Consider the following 14940-nt stretch of genomic DNA (forward strand, 5'->3'; position numbering starts at 1 on the left):
GACGATGATGCCGTCAGACGAGGATGAAGACGACGTCGACCTCGACCGGGCTGTCCAGCGGGAGAACCGCGACGCCGACCGCCGCCCGTGCGTGGCGCCCGGAATCACCGAAGATCTCTCCGAGCACTTCGCTGGCGCCGTTGATGACACCCGGCTGCCCCGAGAACTCCGGGGCAGAAGCCACGAACCCTCCGAGGCGCAGCACGCCGGCGATGCGGTCGACCCCGCCGGCCACATCGGCTGCTGCCGCGAGCGCATTCAGCGCACACGTGCGGGCGTATTCCTTCGCATCCTCGGCGGAGACGGCCGCACCGACCTTGCCGGTCGCGGGCAGGGCACCATCGGTGAAGGGCAGCTGCCCGGAGGTGTAGACCAGCCCACTGTGGCTGACCGCGGGCACGTAGGCCGCGACGGGCGCGGCGACGGCGGGGAGCTCGATGCCGAGCTCTGCGAGACGAGCGCTGACGGTCATGCTGCGCCGCCTTCGAACTGACGAGCTGCTTCGGCCGCGGCGGCGAGGCCCGAGCTGTTCGAGCCGTCCTGAGTCACCGGGCGCTTGAAGTAGGCGACGAGGCCACCCTCGGGGCCCTGGACGACCTGCACGAGCTCCCAGCCCTGCTTGCCCCAGTTGTTGAGGATGGCCGCCGTGTTGTGGATCAGCAGCGGCGTGGTGACGTACTCCCACGTGGTCATGGCACTCCTATCGATTCGGCGCCACCGCACCGAATCGGGCGTGCGCTCGTCAAAGCCGGTATTCAGGGAACTCCCCTACGATCAGCGTATGCCTCAAAAGAATCGCACGGTGAACGGCGTGCTCGGCGGCCTCCTCGGGGTCGTCGGTCTCAGCGCCGTCGCCGGACTCCTCGTCGCAGCCAGCGTCACCCCTGTCCTCGCGATGACGGGCGTAGCCGGGACCCAGGCCCTCACGCTGTTCGACAAGCTTCCCGAGAAGCTGAACCCCGTCACGCCGATGGAGCAGTCGACGATCTACGCGACCGACCCCGATGGCAAGGACATCGTGCTCGCGTCGTTCTACGAGCAGAACCGCATCCCGGTGACGTACGAGCACATCGCCCCGGTGCTGTACGACGCGATCCTCTCCAGTGAGGACAAGAACTTCTACAGCCACGGTGGCGTCAACCTCGGCGCCACGATCAGCGCCGTGATCGACAACCTCAAGGGCACGTCGTCTCGCGGCGCCTCGACGATCAGCCAGCAGTTCGTCAAGAACGTGCTGATCCAAGAGTGCGAGCAGGAGGTCGACACGGCCTCGGAGACCTACGCCGAAGAGCTCCAGGCCTGCTGGGAGAACGCGACCCAGGCGAAGGGCACCGACGGCATCGAGCGCAAGCTGCAGGAGATGCGCTACGCGATCCAGATCGAGAAGGACTACTCGAAGAACGACATCCTTCTCGGCTACCTCAACATCGCCAACTTCGGCGGCACGGTCTACGGCATCGAGGCCGCATCGCGCTACTACTTCTCCACGTCGTCATCGAAGTTGACCGTCGCGCAGGCCGCGACGTTGGCCGGCATCGTGCAGAACCCGAACACCTACCGCATCGACAAGCCGGGCGGCACGTACACGACCAAGGACGGCGTGGCTCACAACGGCGTCGACGACGGGTACAAGGACACGAAGGACCGCCGTCACTACGTACTGGGACGCATGCTCGCCAACGGCAAGATCACGCAGGCGCAATACGACGAAGCCGATGCCTCGGAGATCGTGCCGGCCATCAAGGAGCCGACCCAGGGCTGCGCCGCCGCGAAGGTCAACGCCTACTTCTGCCAGTACGTGAAGTCCATCATCGAGAACGACAAGGCATTCGGTGCCGAGAAGTCGGACCGCACGGAGCTCCTCCGTCGCGGTGGCCTGAAGATCTACACGAGCCTCGACTATCGCATCCAGAACGCGGCGGTCACCGTGATGAAGGACACCGTCCCCGCGAACTTCGACAACCAGGCCTTCGGTGCTGCCGGTGTCTCGATCGAGGTGGGTACGGGACGCATCCTGTCCATGACGCAGAACACGCAATTCTCTGAGACGCCGAGCGACGACATGGGAAAGACCTCCCTCGTGTTCGCCGGTGACCAGGTGCACGGCGACTCGGGCGGTTTCCCCGTGGGATCCACCTACAAGTTGTTCACCCTGATCGATTGGCTCGAGAAGGGCCATTCGGTCAATGAGGTGCTCAACGGCCGCGTGCAGACGAACATGAAGTTCACCTCGGAGGCCTGCGAAGGCGGCGGCACGCTCGTGGCCAACACCAAGGAGATCGGGAACTTCGGCGGCAGCCAGGGCTACACGAGCTCGGTCATGAACTTCACGGCGCAGTCGCTCAACAGCGGCTATTTCGCCATGGCGTCGAAGCTCGACATCTGCGACATCAACACGGTCGCCGACCGCATGGGCGTCACGCTCGCCGACGGCACGAAGGCCAACAAGGACAACCAGGCATACGACATCCTGGGTTCGAAGAACATCTCACCACTCGCCATGGCGAACGCCTACGCGACCGTCGCCAGCGGGGGCAAGTACTGCACGCCGCGCGCGATCGATCGCGTCGTCGGCCCCGACGGCGAAGAGCGCGAACTGCCCGCAGCCTCCTGCACCGAAGGGGTCATCTCTCCCGAGGTCGCAGCAACGGCGGCATACGCACTCCAGGGCGTCATGAACGGCGGAACCGGACAGAGGGCGAACCCCTACGACGGCACGCCGCTGATCGGTAAGACCGGTACGCACAATCGTTCTCAGACGATGATGATCGAGTCGAGCACGAAGGTCGCCACTGCCGTCTGGGCCGGACGTTGGGACGGCCGGGAGACCAACATCTTCAACGTGTGGGGAGGCACCGCGCTTCTGAACGAGATGCGATACCCGCTCGCCCGCGTCACCCAGGCCGCGGCCAACGCCGCATACCCCGGCGACGCCTTCCCTCGCCCGGACAACAACCTGACCCGTCGCGTGCTCACCAACGTTCCGAACGTGGTGGGCAAGACGATCGACGAAGCGACGGCGGAGCTGCAGGCCGCAGGATTCTCCGTCTCGGTCGGAGATCCGGTCGACAGCGACAAGGCGACGAACATCGTCGTGGAGCAGGATCCGTCCGGCCAGACCGCAGGCGGAAGCACCGTGACGATCTCGCCCAGCAACGGTCAAGGCGGGACAGTCCCCGATGTGACGGGGCAGAACGCGACAGCCGCCGGGGCCGCGCTCGTGGGCGCAGGGTTCAGTTCCGTCGATTTCGCGGCCTCGTGCAGCGCGCCTGGCGCCAAGGTGACGAGCACCAGCCCCGCGGCGAACTCGGCGGCGAACAAGTCCACCAAGATCTCGGTGTCGTGCTGACGGCCTCACGGTCGCCCGCCCGCCCGGCCCTCATCGCGCTCAGCGCGGTGGGGGCCGCGGGCGTGGCGGCAGCCATCTGGGGCATCGGCATCGAGCGTTACCTGTTCACGGTGCGCGAGGTGACCGCGCCTGCGCTCGCACCCGGTTCATCGCCGCTCCGCGTGCTGCACGTCTCTGACGCCCACATGGCACCGTGGCAGCACCGCAAGCAGGACTGGCTCGCCTCCCTCGCACAACTGCAACCCGACCTGGTCGTGAACACCGGCGACAACCTCGGACATGAGGAGGGGCTCGCCGGCATCCGTCGTGCCTTCGAGCCATTCGCCGGGATCCCCGGGGTCTTCGTACACGGGTCGAACGACATCAACGGCCCCGCGCCGCGCAATCCGCTGCGCTACTTCTCGGGACCCTCGAAGCGGCACCGGGAGCCCACCTTCCTCGACACGGATGCGATGGATCGCTTCTTCACGGACGACCTCGGCTGGACGGATCTCAACAACGCCGCCGCGCGTCTGACCGTCGCCGGGCACACGCTCGACCTGTTCGGCGTGAGCGATGCCCACCGTCACTGGGACAAGCTGGAGGTCCTCCCCGAAGCGATCTCGGCCCTCGGCCCGCGGGATGCCGGCACCTCAGTGCTCGGCGTCACGCATGCGCCGTATCAGCGCGTGCTGAACAGGTTCACCGACCTGGATGCGGATGCCATCTTCGGTGGCCACACGCACGGCGGACAGGTCTGCATCCCCGGTTTCGGCGCAATCGTCGCGAACTGCGACATCCCGCTGAAGCAGGCCAAGGGACTGAGCACCTGGTCGCATGGTGGTCGCACCATCCCGCTGAATGTCAGCGCAGGGTGCGGACACTCCATCTACGCCCCCGTGCGCTTCGCGTGCCGCCCCGAGGCGACGCTGCTGACGCTGACGGCACGGAGCTGATCCTGGCCCCGATTCGGTGTCGGGGACATTTCCCTGTAGACTCGGAGGGTTGCAAACGGGGTGTGGCGCAGCTTGGTAGCGCGCTTCGTTCGGGACGAAGAGGTCGCAGGTTCAAATCCTGTCACCCCGACCAGTAACACCGGAAGGCCGCCCTCAGGGGCGGCCTTCTCTGTACCGGGAACGCCACGAAAGGGAAGGCATGAGCCCGATGCTCCCCGCCCCTCGACGCCGCACGCGCGGCTGGGCGCTGGCCGTGGGCATCCCCTTCTTCGCCGGTCTCGCGATCTTGACGCTCACCCCGGCGCGCGTCGAGCGGTCGATGCCGAACCTGCTCGATCTGGTGCTCGGTGCGGCGCACCGGGTCGGCTGGGATTCACTCGATTTCACCCGCCTCGAGATCATCGCCAACGTGCTGGTGTTCGTCCCGGTGGGCGTGATCGCCTTCCTCTTCACCCCCCGCATCGTCTGGCCGGTGGCACTGCTCGTCGGGCCCGCCATCTCCCTCGCGATCGAGGGGGCCCAGCGCGTCGCGCTGCCCCACCGCGCCGCGACCCTCAGCGACGTCCTGGCGAACTCCGCCGGCGCGACCATCGGAGTCGCGATCGCTCTCGTCTGCACCCTGTTGTTCGCTCCGCGCACCGCACAGCGTGAATCTCCTAGGGTGGAAGCATCATGACCACGCCTGCTCTCGTCGCCTTCGACCTCGATGACACCCTCGCCCCGTCGAAGGGCGCGATCGACCCGCGTATCGCGACGCTGCTGCGCGCGCTGCTGCGGTCGGTCGACGTCGCCATCATCTCCGGCGGCAACGAGACGCAGTTCCGCACGCAGGTGATCGCCCAGCTCGGCGACGCGGATGCCTCCGATCTCGCTCGACTGCATCTGCTGCCCACCTGCGGCACCCGCTACCTCCGTCATGACGGCGTCGAGTTCGCGCCGGTGTACGCCCACGACCTCAGCGACGAGCAGAAGGCGGCCGCACTGACAGCGCTGCGCGAAGAAGCGGAGCGTCTGGGGCTGTGGGAGTCGGACCCGTGGGGCGAGATCCTCGAGGACCGCGGCTCCCAGATCACCTTCTCCGCGCTCGGACAGCGCGCACCGCGTGATGCGAAGCACGAGTGGGACCCCAGCGGCGCGAAGCGCGCCTCACTGCGTGACGCCGTCGCCGCCCGTCTCCCCGGCCTCGAAGTCCGCTCCGGCGGGTCGACCTCGATCGACATCACCCAGGAGGGGATCGACAAGGCGTTCGGCATGCGAGAGCTCGCCGCGCGCACCGGCATCCCGCTGACCTCGATGCTGTTCTACGGCGACCGGTTGGACGAGGGCGGCAATGACTACCCGGTGCTCGCGATGGGGGTGCCCTCCGTCGCCGTCGAAGGGTGGGAGGACACCGCAGACAAGCTCGACGCGCTGCTCAAGACGCTCTGAGTCGCCGCCCCGCCGCACACGGGCCTTAGCATGGCGTCATGGATGCCCTGCTGATCGTCATCGTCGTCGCCGCGGTCGCCAGTCTCGGATGCTGGGTGCTGTCGCTGATCACCCGGGACACGTCGTGGGTGGACCGTGCGTGGTCGATCGTCCCGGTCGTCTACGTGTGGATCTTCGTCGCGGGAGCATTCGCGAGCGGGGACGGGTCCGCCCGAGTGGTGCTGATGGGCGTCCTCGCCACCGCCTGGGGCGCCCGCCTGACGTTCAACTTCGCGCGCAAGGGCGGCTACTCCGGCGTGGAGGACTACCGTTGGGCCGTCCTGCGGGGACGCATGCGCCCGTGGCAGTTCCAGATCTTCAACGTGCTCTTCATCATCGGGTACCAGATGACGCTGCTCGTGCTGATCACGCTGCCTGCCGCCGTCGCCGCGCAGCATCCGTCCGGCCTGACCGTGTGGGATATCGTGTTCGCGCTCGCGTTCCTCGCATTCCTGGTGGGAGAGACCGTCGCCGACCAGCAGCAGTGGAACTTCCATCAGCGCAAGAAGCGCGCCGGCGGGACGCTCTCCCCCGGCTTCGCGACCTCGGGCCTGTTCCGATTCAGCCGCCACCCCAACTTCTTCTTCGAGCAGGCACAGTGGTGGGCCTTCTACGCGATCGGGGCGACCGCGGCCGTGTCGACGGGCAGCGGGGTGATCGGTGGGGCTCTGAACCCGAGCATCGTGGGCGCGTCGCTGTTGACCGAGTTGTTCATCGGTTCGACGATCTTCACCGAGTCGATCACGGCGTCGAAGTACCCCGCCTACGCCGACTACCGGCGCACCACGTCGATGCTCATCCCGTGGCCTCCGCGCAGCCGCGCGACCGCTCCGCAGTCCTGAGACCGGTCGAAGCAGCCGCGCGGGTGGCACACGATGGGATCAGCGGGCGTTCACCTTGGTGACCGCACGCGAGACCGGCACCAGGCGGGTGAGCTGCGTCACGTGGGAGGGCTCGAGCTCGGCGAGCGACGCCACCCCGAGCAGTCGCATGGTGCGCTCGATCTCGGTGCGCAGGATCGCGATGGTGCGATCGACGCCCTGTCGCCCGCCCGCCATCAGACCGTAGAGATAGGCACGGCCGATGAGCGTGAAGTCGGCACCGAGCGCGACAGCGGCCACGATGTCGGCACCGTTCATGATGCCGGTGTCGACCATCACCGTGAAGTCGTCTCCGACGGCCTGTCGCACCTCGGGCAGCAGGTGGAAGGGGATCGGCGCACGATCCAGCTGACGGCCGCCGTGGTTCGACAGCACGATACCGTCGACACCGGCGTCGCGGAGTCGGACGGAGTCCTCGACGTTCTGCACACCCTTGATGATGAGCTTCCCGGGCCAGATGTCGCGGATGACGGCGAGGTCGTCGTAGCTGATGGTCGGATCCATCGCCGCGTCCAGCAGCTCGCCCACAGTGCCGCCGGTGGTGCTGAGCGAGGCGAACTCGAGCTTCGGCGTGGTGAGGAAGTCGAACCACCACCACGGGCGCGGGATCGCGTTGATGATCGTCCCCAGCGTCAGCTGCGGCGGGATGCTGAAGCCGTTGCGCTTGTCGCGCAGACGGGCACCCGCGACCGGGGTGTCGACCGTGAACTGCAGCGTGTCGAATCCAGCGGCCGCGGCACGACGCGTGAGCTCGTACGAGATCTCGCGGTCGCGCATGACGTACAGCTGGAACCAGTTGCGCCCGGTGGGGTTGGCCGCCTTGACGCCCTCGATCGAGGTGGTGCCGAGAGTCGAGAGGGTGAACGGGATGCCGGCGGCCGCAGCAGCTCCCGCACCCGCGACCTCCCCCTCGGTCTGCATCAGCCGGGTGAAGCCCGTCGGCGCGATGCCGAACGGCAGCGCCGACGGACCGCCGAGGATGTCGACGCGGGTGTCGACATCGGGCGCGGGGCGGAGGATGCCGGGGTGGAACTCCACGTCCTGGAACGCCTGACGGGCGCGCGTCAGCGAGAGCTCGCCCTCGGCCGCGCCATCCGTGTAGTCGAACGCGGCCTTGGGCGTGCGGCGCTTCGCGATCGTGCGGAGGTCGTCGATCGTGAGCGCACCGTTCAGACGACGCGTACGTCCGTTGAGCTCTGGCTTCTTGAACTTCATCAGCTCGAGGAGTTCTGCGGGGTTGGGAACCTGGCGCTGGACCATGGCGTTCCTCTCAGTCGTGGTTCTCGGTAGCGGCTCCCCGGGACGGACTCCCGGGGTGTTCGGGTGGATCACGGGGCGGATGGCGGAAGGCGAGAACCCAGGGCGTTCTCGTAGTAGCCGGCGATGTGGGCGTGCACGAGGGCGCGCGCGGTATCGGCCTCACCCGCATCGATCGCCGCGATGAGCGCGTGATGCTCGGCGCGCAGACGCGAGGCCATTGCCGCCCAGTCGGAGATCGAGGCGGCCCCTTCCTGCACGTACGACTCGATAGAGGAGCGCAGCCCCGCCATCATCGCCGCGATGACCGCATTGCCACTCGACTCGGCGAGCGAGAGGTGCAGTTGCGCGTCGAGAGCCAGGAACTCCCCCGGTGTCAGATCAGGCCCCTCCATCGCCGCGAGCAGCTGGTGCGCTCGTGCCGTGTCACGGCCGTCAGCTGCGGCGAGGGCGGCGACCACGGCATCCTCCAGCACCAGTCGGGTCTCGACCACATCGTGCAGCGGGAAGCCCTGTGCGGCCACCTGCAGCCGCAGGAGCGCCGACATCCCCCCGGAGGGCGTCGCGATCACGATCGCGCCGGCCTGGGGTCCGGAGCCGGTGGCCGTGCGGATCAGCCCCATGACCTCGAGCACCCGCAACGCCTCACGGACGCTGGAGCGGCCGACGCCGAGCTCGGTGGCGAGGTCGCGCTCCGAGGCCAGGCGGTCGCCCGGACCGAGACGGCCGTCGAGGAGGTCGCTCTCGATGCGCTCGAGAACGAGTCGCCATGCGCGCGCCGGCTGCTCCGACATGTGGCCTCCTGTGGTCAGACCACAGAGTATCGCGTGTGGTCTGACCACGCAAACGGGACGATCCCCGCTCCACCGCGGACGCAGCTCAGGAAGAACATGAGGAAAACGGCGCGTACGCGTCGCTCCTCCGTGCGCGGCCGAACATCTTCCTGAGTTGTGCACGTGCGCGCGACGACACCGGCCAGTCGCGTGAGCTGCCGGAGAGGGCAGGAGACTCAGCCCAGGCGTCCGCCGGATTCCTCCAGGTAGCACGTACCGCACAGCGACTCATATGTCGTCAACTCGGGAGCTGCGGAGCCGTCGGCCCCCTCATCGATCGCCACCTGGTCTCCGTCGAAGACGAAACGCCCGCCGATCACGCGCCCGTTGAAGACTGCCTTGCGTCCGCAGCGGCAGATCGTCTTGAGCTCTTCGAGGGAGTGGGCGATCGCGAGCAGGCGGGCGGACCCCGGGAAGGCGTGCGTGCGGAAGTCGTTGCGGATGCCGTAGGCCATCACCGGGATGCCGTCCTCGACCGCGATCCGGAACAAGTCGTCGACCTGCGCGGGGGTGAGGAACTGCGCCTCGTCGACGAGCAGACAGGCCACATCGACGGGACCGCTGGGCAGGAGCTCTTCTTCGACGGCGCGCCCCGCGCGCTCGCGATTGCGCGCGAACAAGTGGCGTGCGTCGTCATCCGGCGCGATCAGGAAATCCACGGGGCGGGTCACTCCGAGGCGACTTGCGATCTCACCGGCGCCCTTGGTGTCGATGGCCGGCTTCGCGAGCAGCACATGCTGCCCGCGCTCCTCGTAATTGTAGGCGGCCTGGAGCAGTGCAGTGGACTTGCCCGAGTTCATCGCGCCGTAGCGGAAGTAGAGCTTGGCCACGGTCTCTCAGACGTTGATGCCGAGGGTCGCGGCCGTGGCTGCCGTCGACTCCTCCGCGCGCGCGGCGTCCGTGTTCAGCTGCTCGCCGAACGTGGGGATCAGCGCCCGCAGCTCCGGCTCCCAGCCGGGGTACTCCTCAGGGAAGCACGACTTGAGCAGGCTCAGCATGATCGGGACCGCGGTGGATGCTCCGGGCGATGCGCCCAGGAGGCCGGCGATCGATCCGTCGGCCGAGGAGACGACCTCGGTGCCGAACTGCAGGATGCCGCCCTTCTGAGGATCCTTCTTCATCACCTGGGCGCGCTGACCCGCGTCGATGAGCGTCCAGTCCTCATCCTTCGCCGTAGGCATGAAGGTGCGCAGGCTGTCGACCTTCTTCGCGTGGTTCTTCAGCAGCTCACCGATCAGATACGTGATCAGGTCGGGGTTCTTCACCGCCACCTGCAGCATCGGCAGCAGGTTGTGCGTGCGCACCTGCGAGACGATGTCGAGCATCGAGCCGTTCTTCAGGAACTTCGGGCTGAACGTCGCGAACGGGCCGAACATGAGCGAGGCCTCGCCGTCGACCACACGGGTGTCGAGATGCGGCACGGACATCGGCGGAGCGCCGACGGATGCCTGCGAGTACACCTTCGCCTGGTGCTGCGCGACGACCTGCGGGTTGGTGGTCTTGAGGAACTGGCCGCCGATCGGGAAGACACCGTACCCCTTGATCTCCGGGATGCCGGAGTTCTGGAGCAGCTTGAGCGCCCAGCCGCCGGCGCCGACGAAGACGAAGCGCGCCTTGATCTCGTTGGGCGTGCGGCCGATACGGTTGCGGTACTTGACGAGCCAGGTGCCGTCCTTCTGCTTCTTCAGACTGCGCACCTCGTGGTTCGTGCGCAGCGTGACGCCCGATGCGGTGAGGTGGTCGAAGAGCTGATGCGTGAGCGCACCGAAGTCGACATCGGTACCAGCCGGCACGCGCGTCGCTGCGAACGGCTCCCCCTTGCGACGCTGCTGCATGAGGAGCGGAGCCCACTTGTTGATGACGCGGGAGTCCTCGCTGTACTCGATACCGGCGAACAGCGGCTGCTTCTTGAGCACCTCGTAGCGCGCCTTGAGGTACGCGACATCCTTCTCACCGCGCACGAACGTCATGTGCGGTGTCGCATTGATGAACGTGGAGGGCGCGTCGAGCACGCCCCGCTCGACGAGGGATGACCAGAACTGGCGGCTCTGCTGGAACTGCTCGTTGATCGAGATGGCCTTGGCCGGGTCCAGCGGACCGTCGCCCTGCGGCATGTAGTTCAGCTCGCACAGCGCGGCGTGGCCGGTTCCCGCATTGTTCCAGGGGTTGGAGCTCTCCTGAGCCACCTCGGAGAGTCGCTCGAAGGCGACGATCTTCCACTCCGGCTGCAATTCATGCAGCAGAGTACCCAGGGTGGCGCTCATGATGCCACCACCGATCAGGACGACATCGACGGTTTCGGTCACCACAACAGTCTAGTTCGGAGGCGCTATGCCCCGGACCATCCGCGGGCTCCGTGACGCGCATCCCAATCACTGAGGCCCGATGCCACTTCTGCGGCCCGCGCACAGTTCTGCGGCCCGCTCGGCCGATCAGGGCCGCAGAACGTGAGAACGGCCGCAGAAGGTGCGGCCGTTCTCAGATCAGGCGGAGACGCTCAGGCGCTCCGCGAGGACCTCGGCGATCTGCACGGCGTTCAGCGCCGCGCCCTTGCGCAGGTTGTCGTTGCTGATGAACAGCACGAGACCCTTGCCCTCAGGGGCGGACTGGTCGGCGCGGATGCGACCGACGTAGCTCGGGTCCTTGCCCGCGGCGTACAGCGGCGTGGGGACTTCTTCGACGACCACGCCGGGAGCGACGGAGAGTACCTCTCGCGCCCGCTCGGGCGTGATGTCGCGAGCGAACTCGACGTTGATCGACAGCGAGTGCCCGGTGAAGACCGGGACGCGCACGCAGGTGCCGGCAACGCGAAGCGCGGGCAGCTCGAGGATCTTGCGGCTCTCGTTGCGGAGCTTCTTCTCCTCGTCGGTCTCGTTCTGGCCGTCATCGACGAGATTGCCCGCGAACGGGATCACGTCGAACGCGATGGGCGCGATGTACTTCTCCGGCTGCGGGAAGTCGACGGCCGAGCCGTCGTGCACCAGGCGCAGCGTGTCGCCCTGGGCGAGGACACCCTCGACCTGCCCCAGCAGCTCCTGAGCGCCGGCGAGGCCGGAGCCGGAGACGGCCTGGTAGGTCGAGACGATCAGGCGCTCGAGTCCGGCTTCGGCATCCAGAACCTTGAGCACAGGCATCGCGGCCATCGTGGTGCAGTTCGGGTTGGCGATGATGCCCTTGGGACGGTCGTCGATCGCGTGCGGGTTGACCTCGCTGACCACGAGCGGAACATCGGGGTCGTTACGCCAGGCACTGGAGTTGTCGACGACGACCGCACCGGCCTCGGCGAAACGGGGCGCGTAGGCCCGGCTCGCGGTGGCTCCGGCCGAGAACAGGGCGATGTCGATGCCGGCGGCATCCGCCGTCTCGACGTCTTCGACGATGACCGTCGATCCCCCGTATTCGATCGCGCTCCCTGCGGAACGCGACGAGGAGAACAGGCGCAGCTCCCGGATCGGGAACGACCTCTCGGCGAGAATCTCGCGCATCACGGTGCCCACCTGGCCGGTGGCGCCCACGATGGCGACGGAGAGTCCTGAGTCGGAGATGCGGGTCATGAGGTTCCTTGGCGTCGTGCAGTGCTGCGTACGAGGCGGAAGGCGCGGCGTCGGGATGCTGATGCTGCGCCTGGCGCCGATGTCAGGGTTCCGGCGAGTCTATCGCGACACGCGGGATGTGGATGGCGTGCTGACGGGCGGTGGGGCCGTCACCGGGGTAGGAGAATACGCCGGCGTAGGTCGATTCCGCCGAGTTACTCCTCCCCCGCCGCTTTCGCCTACCTCCGAGGTGGAGGATGCGGTCAGCGACCGGTGCCGGCGTGGATCGTGGCGTCGGATTCGCCGTCGAGACCGTAGGCGGTGTGCACGGTGCGAGCGGCCTCGGCGAGGTCGTCACCCCGCAGCACCACCGAGATGCGGATCTCGGAAGTCGAGATCATCTCGATGTTGATGCCACCGGCGGAGAGGGCCTCGAACAGGACGGCAGAGACCCCCGAATGCGTGCGCATTCCCGCGCCCACCACGGACAGCTTGCCGATCTGGTCGTCGTGCACCAGGTTCTGGAAGCCGACCTCGGTCTGCTCGCCCGCGAGCGCCTTCAGCGCACCAGCGGCATCGGCCTTCGGCACGGTGAAAGAGATGTCGGTGCGGCCGGTGGCCGACACGTTCTGCACGATCATGTCGACGTTGGCGCCGCTCTTCGCGACGATCTTGAAGATCTCGGCCGCCTTGCCGGGGACATCGGGCACACCGGCGACGGTGATCTTGGCCTGGCTGAAGTCGGTGGCGACGCCCGCGACGATCGGTTCTTCCATGTCTGCTCCCTCGGCTTCGCGAGGGTTCTTCATGCCCTCGCCCAGAACGTACGTACCCTCGGACGACGAGAACGTCGACCGGGCGTGAATGAGGACGCCGTGACGGCGTGCGTACTCGACGGCGCGGATGTAGAGCACCTTCGCGCCGTTGGCGGCGAGCTCGAGCATCTCCTCGCTGGAGATATGGTCGAGCTTCTGCGCCCGGGGGATCACACGCGGGTCAGCCGTGAAGATGCCGTCAACGTCGCTGTAGATCTCGCACACGTCGGCGTCGAGCGCGGCTGCGAGAGCCACGGCCGTGGTGTCGGAGCCGCCGCGGCCGAGCGTGGTGATGTCGCGGGTATCACGGTTGAAGCCCTGGAATCCGGCGACGATGACGATCGCGCCTTCGTCGAGGGCTTCGCGCAGCCGCACCGGCGTCACGTCGACGATGCGGGCGGCGCCGTGCTGCGAGTCCGTGATCATGCCGGCCTGGCTGCCCGTGAAGGAACGCGCCTCGAAGCCCATCGAGTGGATGGCCATCGCCAGCAGCGCCATCGAGATGCGCTCACCGCTCGAGAGCAGCATGTCGAGTTCGCGCGGCGCGGGGATGGGCGCGACCTCGTTGGCGAGGTCGAGCAGCTCATCCGTCGTGTCGCCCATGGCGCTGACGGCGACGACCACGTCGTGCCCGGCACGGCGTGTGTCGACGATGCGCTTGGCGACGCGCTTGATGCTCTCTGCGTTGGCGACGGACGAGCCGCCGTACTTCTGCACGATGAGGGCCACGATCACTCCCTGGGATGTCGGGCGGATTCGCCCACGCTCATTCTACGATCGGCCCATATGCCCCGGTGCGCATGTGACGCCCTCCCCACGCCTGGCGCCGAGTGCACGGGCTCTCGCCGAATGCACGGGATACAGCCTTGCGCAAGCCGTGCGTTCGGCGACGAGTCGTGCACTCGGGAGGCGCGGCGCGGATGCACGAGGGCGTCAGAGGGAAGGCGGGAGCGCCTGGGGTGAGACGGGCCGCAGTCGTCCGCCGGTGGCGGCGAACCAGCAGCCGGCGATGATGAGCGGGAAGCCGACCAGCAGACCGGGCGTGAGCGGCTCGGCCAGCACGAGCGCTCCGAGCAGGATCGCCACGACCGGGTTGACGTAGGTGAACAGGGGGGCGCGCACCGGACCCACCTCGCGGATGAGTGCGAAGAACGCCAGGAAGGCGACCGCGGTGCAGATGACCGCGAGCGCCAGCAGCGCGAAGATCGACGGCAACGTCGGGACCTCATGCTGCGTCAGGGCGCCGATGGGCAGATAGAACACGCCGATCATCAGCAACGAGAGGGTGATCGTGCCGAGAGAGGGCACAGCGCCGAGCTTGCGGGCGACGATGAACGGCGCCGTCGCGTAGAGGATCGCGACGAGCAGCACCTCACCGGCGGCGAGCAGACTCACCTCGCCTCCGAAGAGCCCGGGACCGGCGACCACGACGGCGACACCGAGGAAGCCGACGATCAGACCGATCACCCGTGACGGTCTCAACACCCCGCGGTCTCCCCCGCTGAGCGCGATCACCGCGGCGAACAGCGGAACGGTGGCCACGAGCAGCCCCGTCATACCGGAGGGCAGCGTCAGCTCGGCATGCCCGAGCAGCAGGAAGGGTCCTGCCATCTCGACAGCACCGAAGGCCAGCACCCAGGGCCAGTGCTTCCACGCCGCGCGCAGGGCGCCGCTGCGGATCGCGAACGGCAGGAGCAGGAGCGCGGCGATGAGCGTGCGACCAGCAACGATGGCCGCGGGCGAGATCGACTCGACCGCGATGCTAATGAATAGATAGGGCACGCCCCACAGCAGGGCCATCGCGCCGAACAGCAGCCACCCGCGGCGGGAGAACCCACCGCCGGCGTTCACCGCATCCCCGCGCGCTGCG

The 14940-nt window shown here is 67.6% G+C and carries 14 protein-coding genes and 1 tRNA gene; 6 read left to right on the forward strand and 9 right to left on the reverse strand.

The window, feature by feature from the left end; all coding sequences use genetic code 11:
* Positions 1 to 13: 13 nt before the first annotated feature.
* Positions 14 to 472, reverse strand: coding sequence for a RidA family protein (locus KZC51_RS15865; protein WP_247630992.1), 459 nt, complete (start codon positions 470 to 472; stop codon positions 14 to 16).
* Positions 469 to 693 (reverse strand): Sp36 family protein, encoded by a 225-nt coding sequence (gene sp36, locus KZC51_RS15870; RefSeq protein WP_247630993.1) that lies wholly within the window; start codon positions 691 to 693, stop codon positions 469 to 471. Before sp36 ends, KZC51_RS15865 begins: the two co-directional genes overlap by 4 nt.
* 88 nt (positions 694 to 781) lie before the next feature.
* Between sp36 and KZC51_RS15875 the strand changes: the two genes are divergently transcribed.
* From KZC51_RS15875 to KZC51_RS15900, 6 genes are all read left to right on the forward strand, one after another.
* On the forward strand, positions 782 to 3349 hold the full coding sequence (locus KZC51_RS15875) for a transglycosylase domain-containing protein (RefSeq protein WP_247630994.1): 2568 nt from the start codon (positions 782 to 784) through the stop codon (positions 3347 to 3349).
* Positions 3343 to 4284, forward strand: coding sequence for a metallophosphoesterase (locus tag KZC51_RS15880; protein WP_247630995.1), 942 nt, complete (start codon positions 3343 to 3345; stop codon positions 4282 to 4284). Before KZC51_RS15875 ends, KZC51_RS15880 begins: the two co-directional genes overlap by 7 nt.
* A gap of 56 nt (positions 4285 to 4340) precedes the next feature.
* Positions 4341 to 4417: transfer RNA gene (locus tag KZC51_RS15885), tRNA-Pro, on the forward strand.
* A gap of 66 nt (positions 4418 to 4483) precedes the next feature.
* Entirely contained in the window at positions 4484 to 4960 is a 477-nt protein-coding gene (locus KZC51_RS15890) for a VanZ family protein (protein WP_247630996.1), read from the forward strand.
* Entirely contained in the window at positions 4957 to 5712 is a 756-nt protein-coding gene (locus tag KZC51_RS15895) for an HAD-IIB family hydrolase (RefSeq protein WP_247630997.1), read from the forward strand. The genes KZC51_RS15890 and KZC51_RS15895 overlap by 4 nt, the downstream gene beginning before the upstream one ends.
* 38 nt (positions 5713 to 5750) lie before the next feature.
* Positions 5751 to 6593, forward strand: coding sequence for a DUF1295 domain-containing protein (locus KZC51_RS15900; RefSeq protein ID WP_247630998.1), 843 nt, complete (start codon positions 5751 to 5753; stop codon positions 6591 to 6593).
* 39 nt (positions 6594 to 6632) lie between these two features.
* On the opposite strand, the gene KZC51_RS15905 is transcribed toward KZC51_RS15900, so the two are convergent.
* The 7 genes from KZC51_RS15905 to KZC51_RS15935 all read right to left on the reverse strand — a co-directional run bounded on the left by KZC51_RS15905 (position 6633) and on the right by KZC51_RS15935 (position 14921).
* Complete coding sequence (locus tag KZC51_RS15905) at positions 6633 to 7892, reverse strand: alpha-hydroxy acid oxidase (protein WP_247630999.1); 1260 nt, start codon at positions 7890 to 7892, stop codon at positions 6633 to 6635.
* A gap of 68 nt (positions 7893 to 7960) precedes the next feature.
* Complete coding sequence (locus KZC51_RS15910; RefSeq protein WP_247631000.1) at positions 7961 to 8683, reverse strand: FadR/GntR family transcriptional regulator; 723 nt, start codon at positions 8681 to 8683, stop codon at positions 7961 to 7963.
* 215 nt (positions 8684 to 8898) lie between these two features.
* Positions 8899 to 9552: a thymidine kinase gene (locus tag KZC51_RS15915; RefSeq protein WP_247631001.1), complete on the reverse strand. Its 654-nt coding sequence runs from the start codon at positions 9550 to 9552 to the stop codon at positions 8899 to 8901.
* Positions 9553 to 9558: 6 nt separating this feature from the next.
* Entirely contained in the window at positions 9559 to 11028 is a 1470-nt protein-coding gene (locus KZC51_RS15920; protein ID WP_247631002.1) for a malate:quinone oxidoreductase, read from the reverse strand.
* Positions 11029 to 11205: 177 nt separating this feature from the next.
* Complete coding sequence (locus KZC51_RS15925; RefSeq protein ID WP_247631003.1) at positions 11206 to 12276, reverse strand: aspartate-semialdehyde dehydrogenase; 1071 nt, start codon at positions 12274 to 12276, stop codon at positions 11206 to 11208.
* Positions 12277 to 12518: 242 nt separating this feature from the next.
* Positions 12519 to 13799: an aspartate kinase gene (locus tag KZC51_RS15930; RefSeq protein WP_247631004.1), complete on the reverse strand. Its 1281-nt coding sequence runs from the start codon at positions 13797 to 13799 to the stop codon at positions 12519 to 12521.
* A 204-nt stretch (positions 13800 to 14003) separates the two neighbouring features.
* Complete coding sequence (locus tag KZC51_RS15935; RefSeq protein WP_247631005.1) at positions 14004 to 14921, reverse strand: DMT family transporter; 918 nt, start codon at positions 14919 to 14921, stop codon at positions 14004 to 14006.
* Positions 14922 to 14940 lie beyond the last annotated feature (19 nt).

The organism is Microbacterium croceum, from assembly GCF_023091245.1.
Taxonomy (GTDB): domain Bacteria; phylum Actinomycetota; class Actinomycetes; order Actinomycetales; family Microbacteriaceae; genus Microbacterium; species Microbacterium croceum.